Annotated in this window: 15 protein-coding genes; 3 read left to right on the forward strand and 12 right to left on the reverse strand. The window is 72.4% G+C overall.

Going from position 1 to position 15,585, the window contains the following annotated elements; all coding sequences use genetic code 11:
- Nucleotides 1-124: 124 nt before the first annotated feature.
- Nucleotides 125-1,441, forward strand: coding sequence for a GH1 family beta-glucosidase (locus tag ACLF5H_RS05255; protein ID WP_421674890.1), 1,317 nt, complete (start codon nt 125-127; stop codon nt 1,439-1,441).
- Nucleotides 1,438-2,691: an MFS transporter gene (locus ACLF5H_RS05260; protein ID WP_421674891.1), complete on the forward strand. Its 1,254-nt coding sequence runs from the start codon at nt 1,438-1,440 to the stop codon at nt 2,689-2,691. The genes ACLF5H_RS05255 and ACLF5H_RS05260 overlap by 4 nt, the downstream gene beginning before the upstream one ends.
- A 73-nt stretch (nt 2,692-2,764) precedes the next feature.
- Here the strand turns inward: ACLF5H_RS05260 and era are convergent, their stop codons facing one another.
- The 6 genes from era to ACLF5H_RS05290 form a co-directional block, all read right to left on the reverse strand.
- On the reverse strand, nt 2,765-3,718 hold the full coding sequence (era, locus tag ACLF5H_RS05265) for a GTPase Era (protein WP_421674892.1): 954 nt from the start codon (nt 3,716-3,718) through the stop codon (nt 2,765-2,767).
- Nucleotides 3,719-3,723: 5 nt separating this feature from the next.
- Complete coding sequence (locus ACLF5H_RS05270; RefSeq protein ID WP_421674944.1) at nt 3,724-4,713, reverse strand: WxL protein peptidoglycan domain-containing protein; 990 nt, start codon at nt 4,711-4,713, stop codon at nt 3,724-3,726.
- 44 nt (nt 4,714-4,757) lie between these two features.
- Nucleotides 4,758-6,080 carry a beta-xylosidase gene (locus tag ACLF5H_RS05275; protein ID WP_421674893.1) on the reverse strand — a complete coding sequence of 441 codons (1,323 nt, stop codon included), beginning with the start codon at nt 6,078-6,080 and terminating at the stop codon, nt 4,758-4,760.
- A gap of 168 nt (nt 6,081-6,248) precedes the next feature.
- Nucleotides 6,249-6,722, reverse strand: a complete 474-nt coding sequence (locus tag ACLF5H_RS05280) for a hypothetical protein (protein ID WP_421674894.1) — start codon at nt 6,720-6,722, stop codon at nt 6,249-6,251.
- Nucleotides 6,723-6,976: 254 nt separating this feature from the next.
- The gene (locus ACLF5H_RS05285; RefSeq protein ID WP_421674895.1) at nt 6,977-7,342 is read right to left on the reverse strand and encodes a cytidine deaminase; all 366 of its coding nucleotides are present in this window, start codon (nt 7,340-7,342) and stop codon (nt 6,977-6,979) included.
- A 38-nt stretch (nt 7,343-7,380) separates the two neighbouring features.
- Nucleotides 7,381-8,202 carry a helix-turn-helix transcriptional regulator gene (locus tag ACLF5H_RS05290; RefSeq protein ID WP_421674896.1) on the reverse strand — a complete coding sequence of 274 codons (822 nt, stop codon included), beginning with the start codon at nt 8,200-8,202 and terminating at the stop codon, nt 7,381-7,383.
- 176 nt (nt 8,203-8,378) lie between these two features.
- On the opposite strand from ACLF5H_RS05290, the gene ACLF5H_RS05295 reads away from it, so the two are divergent.
- On the forward strand, nt 8,379-9,830 hold the full coding sequence (locus tag ACLF5H_RS05295; RefSeq protein WP_421674897.1) for an MFS transporter: 1,452 nt from the start codon (nt 8,379-8,381) through the stop codon (nt 9,828-9,830).
- Nucleotides 9,831-9,846: 16 nt separating this feature from the next.
- Here the strand turns inward: ACLF5H_RS05295 and ACLF5H_RS05300 are convergent, their stop codons facing one another.
- The 6 genes from ACLF5H_RS05300 to ACLF5H_RS05325 all read right to left on the reverse strand — a co-directional run bounded on the left by ACLF5H_RS05300 (nt 9,847) and on the right by ACLF5H_RS05325 (nt 15,442).
- Complete coding sequence (locus ACLF5H_RS05300) at nt 9,847-10,866, reverse strand: S66 family peptidase (RefSeq protein WP_421674898.1); 1,020 nt, start codon at nt 10,864-10,866, stop codon at nt 9,847-9,849.
- Between the two features lie 57 nt (nt 10,867-10,923).
- Nucleotides 10,924-11,283, reverse strand: a complete 360-nt coding sequence (locus ACLF5H_RS05305; RefSeq protein ID WP_421674899.1) for an MmcQ/YjbR family DNA-binding protein — start codon at nt 11,281-11,283, stop codon at nt 10,924-10,926.
- A complete protein-coding gene (locus ACLF5H_RS05310; protein ID WP_037655092.1) occupies nt 11,280-12,566 on the reverse strand; it encodes a hemolysin family protein in 1,287 nt (428 codons plus the stop codon). Before ACLF5H_RS05310 ends, ACLF5H_RS05305 begins: the two co-directional genes overlap by 4 nt.
- A gap of 9 nt (nt 12,567-12,575) precedes the next feature.
- Complete coding sequence (ybeY, locus tag ACLF5H_RS05315; RefSeq protein ID WP_416482326.1) at nt 12,576-13,073, reverse strand: rRNA maturation RNase YbeY; 498 nt, start codon at nt 13,071-13,073, stop codon at nt 12,576-12,578.
- 12 nt (nt 13,074-13,085) lie between these two features.
- Entirely contained in the window at nt 13,086-14,162 is a 1,077-nt protein-coding gene (locus ACLF5H_RS05320; protein ID WP_421674900.1) for a PhoH family protein, read from the reverse strand.
- A 137-nt stretch (nt 14,163-14,299) separates the two neighbouring features.
- Nucleotides 14,300-15,442: a carbohydrate kinase family protein gene (locus ACLF5H_RS05325; RefSeq protein WP_421674901.1), complete on the reverse strand. Its 1,143-nt coding sequence runs from the start codon at nt 15,440-15,442 to the stop codon at nt 14,300-14,302.
- Between the last annotated feature and the right edge of the window lie 143 nt (nt 15,443-15,585).

Raw genomic sequence — 15,585 nt, forward strand, 5'->3', positions numbered from 1 at the left:
CGCCGAATGCCAGTCGATTGGGCCATGCGGCCCACACCCGGTGACCGCTGGAGCCGCCGTGCGCACGGGCGTTGGTCCGCGCACGGGCGTTGACTTCGTTACCGGCGGTACGGATGATCCGGCCATGGCGACTGACGCAGGCAATCCGATCCCTCGGTTCCCGGCTGGCTTCCTGTGGGGCGTGTCGACCTCCGCCCATCAGATCGAGGGGGCGGTCAAGGAGCGCGGGCCCTCGGTGTGGGACGTGTTCACCGCCGAGCCGGGCCGGGTGAAGGACGGCTCGACGGCGGCGGTGGCCTGCGACCACTACCACCGCTACCCCGAGGACGTGGCGCTGCTGGCCGGTCTCGGCGTGGACGCCTACCGCTTCTCCGTCTCCTGGCCCCGCGTCACCTCCCCGGGCGGCCTGGACTTCTACGACCGGCTGGTGGACGAGCTGTGCGCGGCGGGGGTACGGCCGGTCCCCACCCTCTTCCACTGGGATCTGCCCGCCTCCCTCGACTGGCTGGAGCGGGACACGGCGTCCCGGTTCGCCGACCATGCGGCGGTGGTCGCCGAACGCCTGAACGACCGGGTCGCCAAGTGGATCACCCTCAACGAGCCCGCCGAGCACACCCTGCTCGGCCATGCCCTCGGCGTCCACGCCCCCGGCCGGCGGCTGCTGTTCGACGCCCTGCCGGTGGCCCATCACCAGCTTCTCGCCCACGGTCTCGCGGTACGGGCGCTGCGCGCGGCCGGTGCGGCCGACATCGGCATCGCCAACTCCCACGGCCCGACATGGCCGGCCTCGGCCGACCCGGCGGACACCGAGGCGGCGGACTTCTACGACACCCTGCTCAACCGCCTGTTCGCGGACCCGATCCTGCTGGGCGAATACCCGCAGGGGCTGGGCGAGTTGATGCCCTCACCCGACATCTCGGCGGACCTGAAGGTGATCGCGAAACCCGTCGACTGGTACGGCGTCAACTACTACGCGCCGACGCTGGTGGGCGCTCCGCTCGGCACGGAGACGGAGTTCGGCGGTGTGCCGATACCCGCCGAACTTCCCTTCTCCGTACGGGAGATATCGGGCAGGCCCCGGACCGACTTCGGCTGGCCGGTGGTCCCGGAGGGGCTGACCGAGCTGCTGTGCGGGTTCCGGGAGCGGTACGGCGACCGGCTCCCGCCGATCGTCATCACCGAGAACGGCTGCTCGTACGAGGGCCTGGACGACCAGGACCGCATCGCCTACCTGGACGCCCATCTGCGCGCCCTGCACGACGCGTTGACGGCCGGGGTGGATGTGCGCGGCTACTTCGTGTGGTCCCTCATGGACAACTTCGAGTGGGCCGAGGGCTACGCACGGCGCTTCGGTCTGGTGCACGTGGACTACGAGACGCTGGAGCGGGTGCCGAAGGCGTCGTACCACTGGTTCCGGGATGTGCTGCGGGCCCAGAGATGACCACCGGCCACCCGTCGGCCGCGCTCGCCGAGCCGGCCGTACCGGTGGGGCGGGGCTGGACGGCGGCCCTCTCGCTGGCCAACGGGGCGATCTGGGTGGGCTGGTTCGGGCCGCTCCAGATCCTGCTGGCCTCCCAGGCGAAGGACCTCGCGCCCGGCACCGGGATGTCCAAGGAGACCCTGCTGGCCTGGGTGACCGGCATCGGCGCGGTGGTGTCCCTGCTCGCGAACCCGTTCTTCGGCGCGCTGTCCGACCGTACGACCGCTCGGGCGGGCCGCCGGACGCCATGGATCGTGGCCGGGGCGGCGGGCGGGGCGCTGTCCCTGCTGCTGCTCGCGGGCGCGGGCGGGCCGTGGTCGATGGTGCTCGGCTGGTGCCTCGTCCAGTTCACCCTGAACGCGGCCTTCGCGGCGGTGACGGCGGCGGTCCCGGACCGGGTGCCGAGGCGTCAACGGGGCGTGGTGGGCGGCTGGTTGGGCGCGGCGCAGATCCTGGGCGTGGTCGGGGGCACGGGGCTGGCGACGGCGGCGGGCGGAATCGGCGCGGGGTACGCGGCCTGCGCGGTGTGCACGGCGGCGGGCGTCCTCCCGTACCTCCTCCTCTTCCGCGACCTCCCCCTCCCTCCCCCGGACCGGCCTCCGTGGTCCTGGCGGGGCTTCCTCGCGGGCTTCTGGCTGAGCCCGCGCCGGTATCCCGACCTGGGCTGGGCCTGGCTGACCCGTTTCCTGATCAACCTCAGCAACTCGCTGGTGCTGCTGTACCTGCTGTACTACCTCCGCGACCGCGTCCACTACCCCGACCCCGGCCGGGGCGTCCTGATCCTGACCGCGGTGAACGGTGTGACGCTGCTGGCGACGGTGGTGATCGGCGGCGCCTGGTCCGACCGCACGGGCCGCCGCAAGCCGTTCGTGGTCTGGTCGGGCGTGCTGATGGCGGTGGCGACGGCGGCGCTGGCCGGCTGGGAGACCTGGCCGGGCGCGGTGACGGCGGCCGCCGTCCTGGGCATCGGCTTCGGCGTCTTCACGTCCGTCGACTTCGCCCTGATGACCGATGTCCTCCCGCACGCCGCGGGCCGCGGCAAGGACCTGGGCCTCATCAACGTGGCCAACGCCCTCCCCCAGGCGGCGGCCCCGGCCCTGGCGGCCCCGCTGGTGGCGTATCTGGGCGGGTACCGGGTGCTGTATCTGGTGTCGGCGGCGATCGGGCTGGCGGGGGCGGTGCTGGTGGGGCGGATCAGGGGGGTGGAGTAGCGCAACGGGCGGCGGGGCCGGGTATGACGGCACCCCCCAGCCGACGGATGCGGTGGGGGGTGGAAGGAGATCGTCAGAAGCCGAGCTTGCGGAGCTGCTTCGGGTCGCGCTGCCAGTCCTTGGCGACCTTGACATGGAGGTCGAGGAAGACGGGCGTGCCCAGCAGGGCCTCGATCTGCTTGCGGGACTTGATGCCGACTTCCTTCAGGCGCTTGCCCTTGGGGCCGATGATGATCCCCTTCTGGCTCGGGCGCTCGATGTAGACGTTCGCGTGGATGTCGAGCAGCGGCCGCTCCGCGGGCCGGTCCTCGCGCGGCAGCATCTCCTCGACGACCACCGCGATGGAGTGCGGCAGCTCGTCGCGCACGCCCTCCAGCGCCGCCTCGCGGATCAGCTCGGCGACCATCACCTGCTCGGGCTCGTCCGTGAGGTCGCCCTCGGGGTAGAGCGCGGGCCCCTCGGGCAGCAGCGGCACCAGCAGGTCGGCCAGCAGCTCCACCTGCTGGTCGCCGACCGCCGACACCGGCACGATCTCCGCCCACTCGAAGCCCAGCTCCGTGGCGAGCTGATCGATGGCGATCAGCTGCTCGGCGAGGGTCTTGGAGTCCACGAGGTCGGTCTTGGTGACGACGGCGACCTTGGGCGTCTTCTTGATCCCGGCCAGTTCCTTCGCGATGAACCGGTCACCGGGGCCGAGCTTCTGGTCGGCCGGCAGGCAGAACCCGATCACGTCGACCTCGGCCCATGTGGTGCGCACGACGTCGTTCAGCCGCTCGCCCAGCAGGGTGCGCGGCTTGTGCAGCCCGGGGGTGTCGACCAGGATCAGCTGGGCGTCCGGGCGGTGCACGATGCCCCGCACCGTGTGCCGCGTGGTCTGCGGCCGGTTCGAGGTGATCGCCACCTTCTGCCCGACCAGAGCGTTCGTGAGGGTGGACTTGCCCGCGTTGGGGCGGCCCACGAAGCAGGCGAAGCCGGCGCGGTGGACGGTTTCCGCCGGCTGCTCGGATGACTGGGTGCGAACGCTCATGCCGTTCATTGTCCCTGATCCCGGAGCCCCCGCCGCACCGCGAACCTCCGGTGACGCAGTGTCTCCACGCGGTCACGCAAAGGCACCCGCATCCGCCACCCGAGCACCACCGCCACCACCACGAACACCAGCACCACCAGGGGCAGCCACGGCACCGCGGAGAACGACGCCTCCGCCGAGGCCGACGCCCCCTGCGCCCGCGCGCTGACCGTGATCGCCGCCCGGTCGAGCACCGGTGTGCCGCGCCAGGTCTCGGTGAGCCGTACCGACTGGCCGGGCAGCAGCTCGGCGGGCACCCGGGCCGCCCGGCGCTTCAGCAAGCTGCGGCCGAACAGTCCGCGCGCCGTCAGCTCCGCGCTCGGCCGCAGCGTGACATTGCCCGTGTTCCGCAGGGTGTACGACACGGTCGCCGTGCCCGTGCCGAAGAACAGCGGCTGGTGGCGGCCGACGCTCAGCCGGGACACCGCCAGCGCGGGCAGCGTCGGACCGCTCACCCGCAGATACACCCGCGCGCCGACGGCCCGCTGGATCCCCAGCGCCAGCTTCCCGCCGCCCGGCGCGATCCGCTCGTCCAGCGCGACGATCGCCCCGGGATGGTCACCGGGCTCCGCGCCCGTCGGCACCCGCAGCGTGAACGGCACGGTCACGGTCCGATGCCCCGGCACCGTGATCCGGGACCTGGCGAGCCGCGCCCACGCCCCCACTCCGCGCATCGTCTCGTCCGCCGTGCGCACGGCGAAGCCGCCGTCCCGGGGGGTGTTGTAGGCGTCGGCCGCGTACAGCCGGAAGGTGAGCGGCTCGCCGGTCCTGTTCTGGACGGCGACCTTGTCGGTGATGGTCTGGCCGGGCTCGGCGGAGAGGTAGAAGTAGGGCCGGGCCGCGATCTGCGCGGCGACCGGGTACACGGACCAGCTGCCGTTGTCGGCGGCCCGCGCGGGCACCACCGGCACCAGGGCCAGCAGCAGGGACACCACGACGACGCAGGCCTTGCGCACGGCCGCGGGCCCCGGGACACGGGCGGGTGCGGGCGCCCGTACCCTCATGACAGCGTCAGCGTGAGCACGCCGGAGTACCCGCCCGGAGGCGTGAACGCCGGTACGTCCAGGGAGAGTCCGGCGTCGACGGTGAACTCGCCGCCGGTCAGCGTCCCGTCCGGCGTCCCCGCGAGGGTGGCCCCCGAGGAGCCCACCGTGCCCGCCGAACCCGCCGTACAGGTACTGGGACTGCCCGCCTTGCTCGCACACGACGGCGTCCAACTCAGCCGGTCCGCGCCGATCTTGCCGCCGGGACCGGTGAAGTCGGTGACCCTGCCGGTCAGCGACCAGCCCGCCGGACCGCCGCGGAAGTCCTTGACCGTCACCGTCCGGAGCGCGCCGGTCGAGGCGCCGCCCTGGCCGAAGTCGACCCCCGACAGCGCGACCGAGTCCCCGGCCTGGGTCATGGCGAGCGTGCCCGCCGTGACGCTCGTGGTGAGCTTCTGACTGCCGGGCGGCACCGGCGCGTTGACGACGTAGGCCGCGGGGCCCGCGCCGGTGCCGGCGTTCCAGGAGGCACCCTCGTACGCGACGATCCCGGTGGTCGAGGTGTCGTTCACGACGAGGGAACCGCTGAAGGAGCCCTGCCCGTCCGCGGACACGCTCGCGGTGTCGCCGGTCTGGGCGGTCCCGGAGCGTCCGGCGAGGGTGACGGCGGCGCCCGGGGTGAAGCCCGTACCGCTGACCTTGACGCTCGCGCCCGGGTCACCGGTGGCCGAACCCAGCGTGATCGCCCGGGTGTTGGCCGGGGTCCCCGCCGTCGCCGTGATGGTCTCGGACGCCGGTGCGGGCGGGTTCGTGACCGTGCAGGGGGTGTCCAGTTCCATGATGTAGCTGGTGTGGATGTTGTAGTCGCCCGGCGCGAGGGTGATCTTCCCGGGCTCGGTGACGGTGAACGTGCCCGTCATGGAGAAGGACGGGAAGGCCGCCTTCCCCGGTACCGGGGGGTTCTTCTTCGGTCCGGCGACCGTGATGTCACCGCTCTGCGCGCCGCCCAGCGTGACCTTGCCGGTCGGGGTCATGATGTCGGCCGGCAGCGCCAGATCGGTGGGGTTGCTCGCGGCGGCCCCGACCACGGTGTAGGTGACGGTGACGGTGTCGCCGACCTTCGGGCTGGTGTTGTCCGCCGACACGGTGGCGGTCGTGGTGCCGTCGATCGGCGGCAGGCCCGCGATGGCGGGCGGGATGCAGTGCGTGGCGAAGTCCACGTCGGTACCGGCGGCACCGGCCGGGCAGGCCAGCGCGCCGCCCGCGCTGACCGCGAGCGCGGTCGCGCCGAGCAGTGACGCCCAGCGCCACCGTCCGGATCTTCGGGTGGTGAGACCCATGGGCCCCCTCCTGAGGGTGGTGGGCGCGGCCGAACGGGCGCCCCGACAGGGGGCATTGGCGGGGCGGGGAGATGAGAAGTCAAGGGAGATGCCGCAGAATCCTGACAGCTCGTCAGATCCTGCGGCATCCAAGGGAGAACCGGAACGGGCCGGTCGGCCGGGGCGGGCTCAGAACACGAACGGACCCGGCGACTGCGGACCGCTCGCGGTACACGTCACGGTGACGCCGAAGATCACCATCTTCAGCGAACCGCCGTACGCGTCCAGGCTGTACCCGGAGGCGACGGTCCCGGAGAGCGGGCCGACGCTGACCGGGTCGCCCGGGTTCATGACCGGGTTCTTCGTGCCGCTGAACGCGACGCTGCCGCCGCCCGCCTTGGCCATGGTGAGCGTGGAGGTGATCGAGTTCGCGGCCACCGTGACCGGGGCGCTGATCGCGGTGGAGGTGAGGCTCAGGGTGGCCGAGGTGCCGCTCTGGGTGGCGGTGAGCGTGGCCGTGCCACCGCCGAAGATGCCGCAGCTCGCGGTGATGGTCGCCGTCTGGGGAGTGACGGCGGCCGCGGAGGGTGCGAGGGCGAGGCCGGTGACCGCGAGGGCCCCGGCCGCCAGGGCCGCACCTGTTGCCGTGCGCTTGGCTCTCATGGAGATCCGCTTTCCTTCCTGCTGGGCACGCCGGACGTGCCGTGTGGGGTGATCGGAAGGTGCGCCGACGAACGGCAGGCCGGTCGGGCGGGTGCGGACGCGCCGGACGGCGGTGCGGATCTGACGGGTCGTCGGGACGTACGCGTTCATTGACGCGCGCGCCCCGCGACCCAGCAAGGTTGAATTCCAGCCGACCTTTCGGTCGGTATTCTTCGGTCGGTACTCTTCGGGCGGCCCCGGCCTTCTTCCGCCGGTCAGCCCGCGGCGCGGCCCGCGGCGACGGTCGTACGGACCGTGCCGTCCACCCCCGCGAGCAGCACCGGGGTGTCCGCGCCCCCGAGGTCGGCCACCGCGGCCAGGTCCTCGGCCGGTACCGACTCCGCCTCGCCGACCACCGCCGCCGCCTCCAGCGACGCGGCACCGGACGCCACCGCCATGGCGACGGCGGTGCGCAGCGCGCTGAGCTTCAGCGAGGGCAGCTCCACGGTGCCCGCGACATAGGTGCGCCCGGTGTCGTCCCGTACGGCCGCCCCCTCGGGCACCGCGTTGCGGGCCCGCGCGGAGCGGGCCAGGGTCACGATCTTGCGGTCCTCGGGGTCAAGCGCGCTGCTCTCGGTCATGCCCCGAGCATACGAAGGCGCCGAAGGCCCCCCGGCGCTCACCCCGCCACGGGGTACATCGCGCCCCGCCGGCCCTCCGGGGAGGCCAGCCACTCCAGCTTCTCGGCGGTGTTCGCCTCGTCCAGCGGAGTGTGCAGCACGATCATCAGATCGGGGCGGGCGGGGATCTTCAGGACCGTCGACTCCACGACCAGCAGCCCGGCCAGCGGATGCGCCAGCTCCTTGCGCACCTGCCCCTGGTCCTCGATGTCCCGCTCGGCCCACAGCGCCGTGAACTCCTCGCTGGCGGCGCTCACCTCGGCGAGCACCTCCCGGAACCCCTCGTCGTCGGGGCGCGCCGCGCACGCCGCCCGGAACTGCGCCACCACGGTGCGCGCGTTGCGCTCCCAGCTGTGGCTGCGCTCGCGGTACAGCGGGTCGGTGAAGAAGTCGATCAGGCAGTTCTGGGTGATGCCGGGGCGCATGCCCAGCACGATCGCGGCCGCGTCGTTGTACTGCACGCAGTTGTAGTAGAGGTCCATGATGTGCGCCGGGTACGGCATCCAGGTGTCGATGAGCCGCCGCAGCCCGTCGCACATGTCCTTCCTGCCGGGCACCACCTGGGGCGTCGGCGGGTTCAGCCCGGCCAGCAGATACAGGTGCCGGCGCTCGGCGTCGCTGAGCCGCAGCACCCGGGCGACCGCGTCCAGCACCTGCGGGGAGACCGAGATGTCCCGCCCCTGCTCCAGCCACTGGTACCAGGAGGCGCCCACCCCGGCGAGCACGGCGACCTCCTCGCGGCGCAGTCCGGGCGTACGGCGCCTGCCGCCGCCCGCGGGCAGCCCGGCCTCCTCGGGACTGACCCGGGCGCGCCGGCTCATCAGGAACTCCCGCAGTTCGTCACGCCGATGACTGCGCCTCGCCTCAGCAGCAGGCACGTGCCGCCCCTCCCCCGTCGGTCCTGTCCAGTGGTCCGTGCGGTGACCTCTCTGGTGGTGCCACCACCACCATAAGTTCCGACTCCCCACCGGTATTCCGTACGCCCGAAGCTCTTTCCATGGCGATCGACACCACCACCCAGACCTCCCCCGCAGCGGACACCGCGGCGCCCGGCACCCCCCGGTTGTCGACGCGTGACAAGCTCGTCCTGTTCGTCCTGTGCGCGGCCCAGTTCATGGTCGCGCTGGACTTCTCCGTACTGAACGTGGCGCTGCCCGACCTCGGCCGCGACCTCGGCATGAGCACGTCCGCGCTCCAGTGGGCCGTCACCGCGTTCGCGCTGCCCTCCGGCGGCTTCCTGCTGCTGTTCGGCCGCGTCGGCGACCTGTTCGGGCGCCGCAGACTCTTCCTCGCCGGTCTCGCCCTGTTCGGCGCGGCCTCGCTGCTGTCCACCCTGGCCTGGGACCCGGCCTCCTTCCTCACCGGGCGCGCCCTGCAGGGGCTCGGCGCGGCGGCGATCGTACCGACCGGCATGTCCCTGCTGACCACCACCTTCCCGGAGGGCCCGGCCCGCGACCGCGCCCTCGGCATCTCCGGCACCCTGCTGTCGCTGGGCTTCACCATCGGCATGGTCGCGGGCGGCACCCTCACCGACAGCTTCGGCTGGCGCTCCACGATGGCCCTGCTGACCCTGTTCGCGCTGATCGTGCTGCCGCTGGCACCGGGCCTGCTGCCGGAGTCCCTCCCCCATAGCCCTAAAGGCATGGGAGGTGCCCCCATCCCGGACCGCCCGCGCCTGGACGTGCCCGGCGCCGTCACCGTCACCGCCGGACTGCTGTCGCTGATCTACGCCCTGTCCACCGCCGCCGACCACGGCTTCGGCCGCGCCGACGTCCTCGCGGCCCTCGCCGCCGGGCTCCTGCTGCTGACCGCGTTCGTGCTGGTGGAGTCCCGCTCGGCGGCGCCCCTGGTGTCCCTGCAGATGCTGCGCCGGCGCACGGTGGCCTGGGGCAACATCGGCGGCCTTGTCACCTTCTCGATGATGTCCACGATCGTGTTCGTGCTGACCCTGTACCTCCAGGAGATCCTGGGTCTGTCCGCCTTCGAGACCGGGCTGGTCTTCGGCTTCCAGGGCCTGCTGTCCGTGGTCGCCGGCACCCTCGCCCCGAAGGTCATCGGCCGCCTCGGCGCCCGCCGCACCCTGGTCGGCTCGCTGACCGGCCAGGGCGCGCTGACCGCGACGCTGCTCCTGCTGAACACCCACGGCTGGTCGGTGTGGCTCGCCGCGGCCGCGGTGGCGCTGGCCAGCATGTGCCACCTGGGCGCGATCATCTCGTACGGCGTGACGGTCACCTCCGGTGTCCCGGACGCGGAACAGGGCCTGGCCACCGGCCTGGTGACGTCCACCCAGCAGGTCGGCATCACGGTCGGCATCCCGCTGCTCGGCGTGCTGGCCACCACCTCCGGCGACCTGCTGAGCGGTGTGCACACGGTGATCGCCCTGGACACGGCGATCGTGCTCGGCGCCGCGCTGCTGACCGGCCTCGGCCTGCGCCGCTCCCGGGTCTGAACCCGGGCCCGGGACCTCAGTCCAGGGTCTGGACGATCTCGCTTCGCGCGGCCGTGTGCACCACACGGCCGCGCGCGCCGTTGACCAGCGGGAGGTACGGCGCCACATGGCCGCACTCGACGTCGGCGAGGATCGGCACGCCCAGCGGCCCGAGGGCGTCGAGGACGGCCGCGTCCTGGGTGAGGGTGGGCGCGTCGGGGGCGTGGGTGCGGCCGACGAGGACGGCGGCGGCCCGGTCGAAGAACCCGGCCAGGCGCATGCCGTGCAGATGGCGGGCGATGATCAGCGCGTTGTCCTCGCAGGCCTCGACGTAGACGAGCAGCGGTTCCTCGCCCGCGAAGCGCGTGGTGTCGAGGTAGCGGCTCCCGGCGAGCGGGGCGACGGTCTCGACGCAGCCGCCGATCAGCCGCCCCTCGACGTCCACGTCCCCCTCGCCGTCCAGCCGCCGCCAGCCGCCCGCGCCGTCCAGGGTGAACTCGCCGATCCCCGGGTCACGGGTCCAGTCGTCCCAGCCGCCGGTGCGGTGCCGGCCGGGCGGGGTCTGGGCGAACGGCTCGCCCTGGGGCGCGGCCACGATGTCCAGCCAGGACACCAGCCCCTCGGGCACCCGGTACGGGGTGTCCATGAGGTTGTTGCCGTGCACGGTGGCCACCCCGGTCAGCAGGGTCAGCGGGGCGAGCACGGTCGACACGTCCGAGTAGCCGACCAGCCAGGTGGGTTCGGCCCGGCCGATCGCCTCGAAGTCCAGGTGGGGCATCAGGTCGATGGCCATCTCGCCGCCCCACGGGGGGATGACGGCCCGGACGGCGGGGTCGGTCAGCATCTCCGTCAGCTCGGCGGCGCGTTCGGCGGCCGGGGCGCTGATGTGGGTGGTGCCGTCCATGCACCGGCCGACGACCACCTCGTAGCCGCGCCGCTCGATCTCCTTGACCGCGACATCGAGGCGCGCTCCGAGGGGTTCGGCCACGCCCGCGGAGGGCGAGGTCACACCGACACGGTCACCGGGGCGCAGGGGGCGCGGGTAGCGAATGGTCATACGGGATGCTCTCGAAGTCCCCGGGCCCCGGGCAACGTGATTACGGGCGCAACGCGATCACGGGCGGTCCAGCCGCAGCCGCTCCGCCCTCGGCAGCCCCGCGACGACCAGGTCGTAGGAGTCCTCGATCAGCTCGCGCAGCAGCGGGTCCGGCAGGCCGCCGTCGACGGTGACCGTGTTCCAGTGCCGCTTGTTCATGTGCCAGCCGGGGACGATCAGGCCCTCGTGGTCGGCGCGCAGCCGCACCGCGTCCTCCGGGTCGCACTTGAGGTTGACCGTCAGGGGCCGCGCGTCCAGGCTCGTCAGGGCGAACAGCTTGCCCAGCACCTTGAAGACCGAGGTCTCCGGGTTGAACGGGAAGTCCTCCACGGCCGCGTTGAAGGACAGGCAGAAGGCGCGCAGCTCCTCGGGTCTCACTCGGCCTTCGTCTCCTCGGCGGGCTCCACCAGCACGGTGACGATCTTGTTCCGGCGGCCGGCGGAGGACTCCGCGGTGAGCTTCAGCCGCCGCTCGTCGGGGAGTTCGACCTCGGCGGACGCGCCCGCGATGGGCACCCGGCCGAGCGCCTTGGCGAGCAGTCCGCCGACGGTCTCCACGTCCTCGTCGTCGTACTCCTCCAGGCCGTACAGCTCGCCGAGGTCGGTGATGTCCAGGCGGGCGGTGACCCGGAAGCGGCCCTCACCGAGATCCACCACCGGCGGCAGCTCCCGGTCGTACTCGTCGGTGATCTCGCCGACGATCTCCTCCAGGATGTCCTCGATGGTGACGATGCCCGCGGTGCCGCCGTACTCGTCGATGACGACGGCCACGTGGTTGCGCTCCTTCTGCATCTCCCGCAGCAGGTCGCCCGCGTTCTTGGTGTCGGGCACGAAGACCGCCGGGCGCATGGCCGTGGAGACCAGGTCGCTCTCCGCGTCCCGGCTGATGTGCGTCTTGCGGACCAGGTCCTTCAGATACACGATCCCGACGATGTCGTCCTCGCTCTCCCCGGTGACCGGTATCCGGGAGAACCCGGAGCGCAGGGCGAGGGTGAGGGCCTGCCGGATGGTCTTGAAGCGCTCGATGGTGACCAGGTCGGTGCGCGGCACCATGACCTCGCGCACCAGGGTGTCGCCCAGCTCGAAGACGGAGTGCACCATACGGCGCTCCTCGTCCTCGATCAGCGACTCCTTCTCGGCCAGGTCGACCAGCGCGCGCAGCTCCGCCTCGGAGGCGAACGGGCCGCGCCTGAAGCCCTTGCCGGGGGTGAGCGCGTTGCCGATGAGGATCAGCAGCGAGGGGATCGGGCCCATCACCCGGGCCAGCGGCACCAGGACGTAGGCGGCCACGGTCGCGGTGTTCAGCGGGTGCTGGCGGCCGATGGTGCGCGGGGAGACCCCGACGGCGACGTACGACACCAGGACCATCACACCGATGGCGACCAGCAGGGCCTGCCAGGTGGCCGAAAAGGCCTCCAGGCAGGCGTAGGTGACCAGGGCCGCGGCCGCCATCTCGCAGGCGACGCGGACCAGCAGGGCCACATTGAGATAGCGGGTGGGGTCGGCGGCGATCTGCGCCAGCTTCTCGCCGCCGCGCCGCCCGGACTTCACGGCCTCCTCGGCCCGGAAGCTGGAGACCCGGGCAAGGCCCGCCTCCGCGCAGGCGGCGAGCCAGGCGACGACGACCAGCGCGATCGCGCCGATCACGATCTGCGGGGACATCCGGCCGGCTTACGAGACGGTCGGCGCCGGAGACGGGCCGGTCAGGCCCTGCTCGGCCCGCCAGCCGTCCACGATGGCGGCCTGCAGCCCGAACATCTCGGCCTTCTCGTCCGGCTCCTCGTGGTCGTAGCCGAGCAGATGCAGCACGCCGTGGACGGTGAGCAGCTGGAGCTCCTCGTCCATGGAGTGCTGCGTCGGGGCCTCGGCCCCCTGCTTGGTCGCGACCTCCGGGCACAGCACGATGTCACCGAGCAGCCCCTGCGGGGGCTCCTCGTCGTCCTTGCCCGGCGGACGCAGCTCGTCCATCGGGAAGGACATGACATCGGTGGGCCCGGGCAGGTCCATCCACTGGATGTGCAGCTGCTCCATGGCGTCTTCGTCCACGACGATCACCGAGAGCTCGGAGAGCGGGTGGATGCGCATGCGCGCGAGCGCGTAGCGGGCGATGTCGAGGATCGCCTGCTCGTCGACCTCGGTGCCGGATTCGTTGTTGACGTCGATCGACATGCTCGTGCCGGTCTACTTCCCCTTGGTGCCCTTGGCGCCGGTCCTGCCACGGCCCGCGTGGGAGCCGTTCTCCGTGCCGTTCTTGCTGTCGTACTTCTCGTACGCGTCGACAATACGGCCCACCAGCTTGTGCCGTACGACATCGTGGGACGTCAGCCGGGAGAAGTGCACGTCCTCGACGCCCTCCAGGATCTCCTGGACCTGGCGCAGACCCGACTTCGTGCCGTTCGGCAGGTCGACCTGCGTCACATCGCCCGTGATCACGATCTTCGAGTCGAAGCCGAGGCGGGTGAGGAACATCTTCATCTGCTCGGGGCTGGTGTTCTGGGCCTCGTCCAGGATGATGAACGCGTCATTGAGCGTACGCCCGCGCATATACGCCAGCGGTGCCACCTCGATGGTCCCGGCGGCCATCAGCTTGGGGATGGAGTCCGGGTCGAGCATGTCGTGCAGCGCGTCGTACAGCGGGCGCAGATAGGGGTCGATCTTCTCGTAGAGCGTGCCGGGCAGGAAGCCCAGCCGCTCGCCGGCCTCGACCGCGGGGCGGGTCAGGATGATCCGGTTGACCTGCTTGGACTGGAGGGCCTGGACGGCCTTGGCCATGGCCAGGTAGGTCTTGCCGGTACCGGCGGGGCCGATGCCGAAGACGACCGTGTGCTTGTCGATGGCGTCGACATAGCGCTTCTGGTTGAGGGTCTTGGGGCGGATGGTGCGGCCGCGCGAGGACAGGATGTTCTGCGTCAGCACCTCGGCCGGGGTCTCCGAGCCTTCGCTCGTACCGTTGTCGCTCGCCTTGAGCATGGCGATCGAGCGCTCCACTGCGTCCTCCGTCATCGGCTGCCCGGTGCGGAGCACCAGCATCATCTCGTCGAACACGCGTGAGATCAGGGCGACGTCGGCGCTCTCGCCGACCGCGCTGATCTCATTGCCCCGGACATGGATGTCGGCCGCCGGGAAGGCCTTCTCGATCACGCGCAAGAGGGAGTCGCCGGAACCCAGAACGGTCACCATGGGGTGCTGGGCGGGGACGGTGAGCTGCGCTCTCGCCTGCTCCTGCGTGGGGGTGTGAGCTGTGGGTGTCTGTGTCATGGGCCGGCGCGAAGCCTTGTGCTTCCTCCTCATCGCGACCGCGCAACCAAGGGCGGCCTCGTCGCTGTCCAGAGTACGCCGGACGGCTCAGAAGCCTGTAGGACTTTTCCTCCGGCCGGGGGACGCGCCGCCGCCCGTCAGCTGGGGCCCCGGAAGCCGATCGTGGGCACGGCCCGGCGCAGCGGCCAGGGGCGGTCCAGCTCCTCCGGGACCAGCTGGTCGAGGAAGGCGTACCGCTGGAGCGCCATGGGGTCCTGGGCGGGCAGGGACTGGACCCGCCGCCACCACGCGCCGATCTCCGACCAGCCCGGCGCCGACAGGGAGCCGCCGAACTCCTGCACGGACAGCGCGGCCGTCAGACCCGCGAAGGCCAGCCGGTCGGCCAGCGGCCAGCCCGCCAGGGAGCCGGTCACGAAGCCGGCGACGAAGACGTCCCCCGCGCCCGTCGGGTCCAGCGCCCGCACCGCGATCGCCGGGACCTCCGCGGCCTCGCCGGTACGGCGGTCCACCGCGTACGCGCCCTCCGAGCCCAGCGTCACCACCGCCACCGGCACGTACTCGGTGAGCGCGTGCGCGGCGAGCCGGGGGCAGTCGGCGCCCGTGTACCGCTTCGCCTCCTCCGCGTTGGGCAGGAACGCCTCGCAGTGTTCGAGGTCGGACAGCCCCGCGAGGTCCCAGGCGCCGGTCTCGTCCCAGCCGACGTCGGCGAAGATCCGGGTCCCGCCGCGCGCGGCTTGGGCGATCCAGGGGGCGCGGCGGCCCGGCGTGAGGGAGGCGACGGCGGCCCGGGCGCGGGGCGGGCAGTCGGGGGCCGGCTCCTCCGGCGGCGGCTCGTGCCCGTGCGAGACCATGGTGCGCTCGCCCTCGTACGCCATGGACACGGTCACCGGCGAGTGCCAGCCGGGCACCGTCCGCGACGGGGTGAGGTCGATGCCCTCGCCCTGTTCGAGGGCGTCCCAGCAGTACTCCCCGTAGTGGTCGTCCCCGAACGCGGCCGCGAGCGAGGTGCGCAGCCCGAGCCGGGCCAGCGCGCTGGCCATGTTGGCGACCCCGCCGGGGCTGGAGCCCATGCCGCGGGCCCAGGACTCCGTGCCGCGCACGGGCGCCGAGTCCAGGCCGGTGAAGATGATGTCGAGGAAGACGGTGCCCGTGAGATAGACGTCCCAGGGCGGATCCCCGGGGGCGCGCCGCGCGGCGAGCGGATCGACCTGGGCCTGGCGGTGCCCCGCCCGGGTGAGGTGCTCGGGTTCCTCTCCGATGAGGGTGTGCGACGAGGTCACGGTGCGCTCCCTGGTGTGCTGGGTCTGGCCAGTGTGCACCACCGGGGGCGCCGCGCAGGGGCAGACCGCCTCGCCCGCGCACACCTGGACAAGTCCGCGCGCACAGCGAAGAGCCCCGCCCCGCACACGGCGGGACGGGGCTC

The sequence above is a fragment of the Streptomyces sp. LaBMicrA B280 genome (assembly GCF_049222185.1).
Taxonomy (GTDB): domain Bacteria; phylum Actinomycetota; class Actinomycetes; order Streptomycetales; family Streptomycetaceae; genus Streptomyces; species Streptomyces murinus.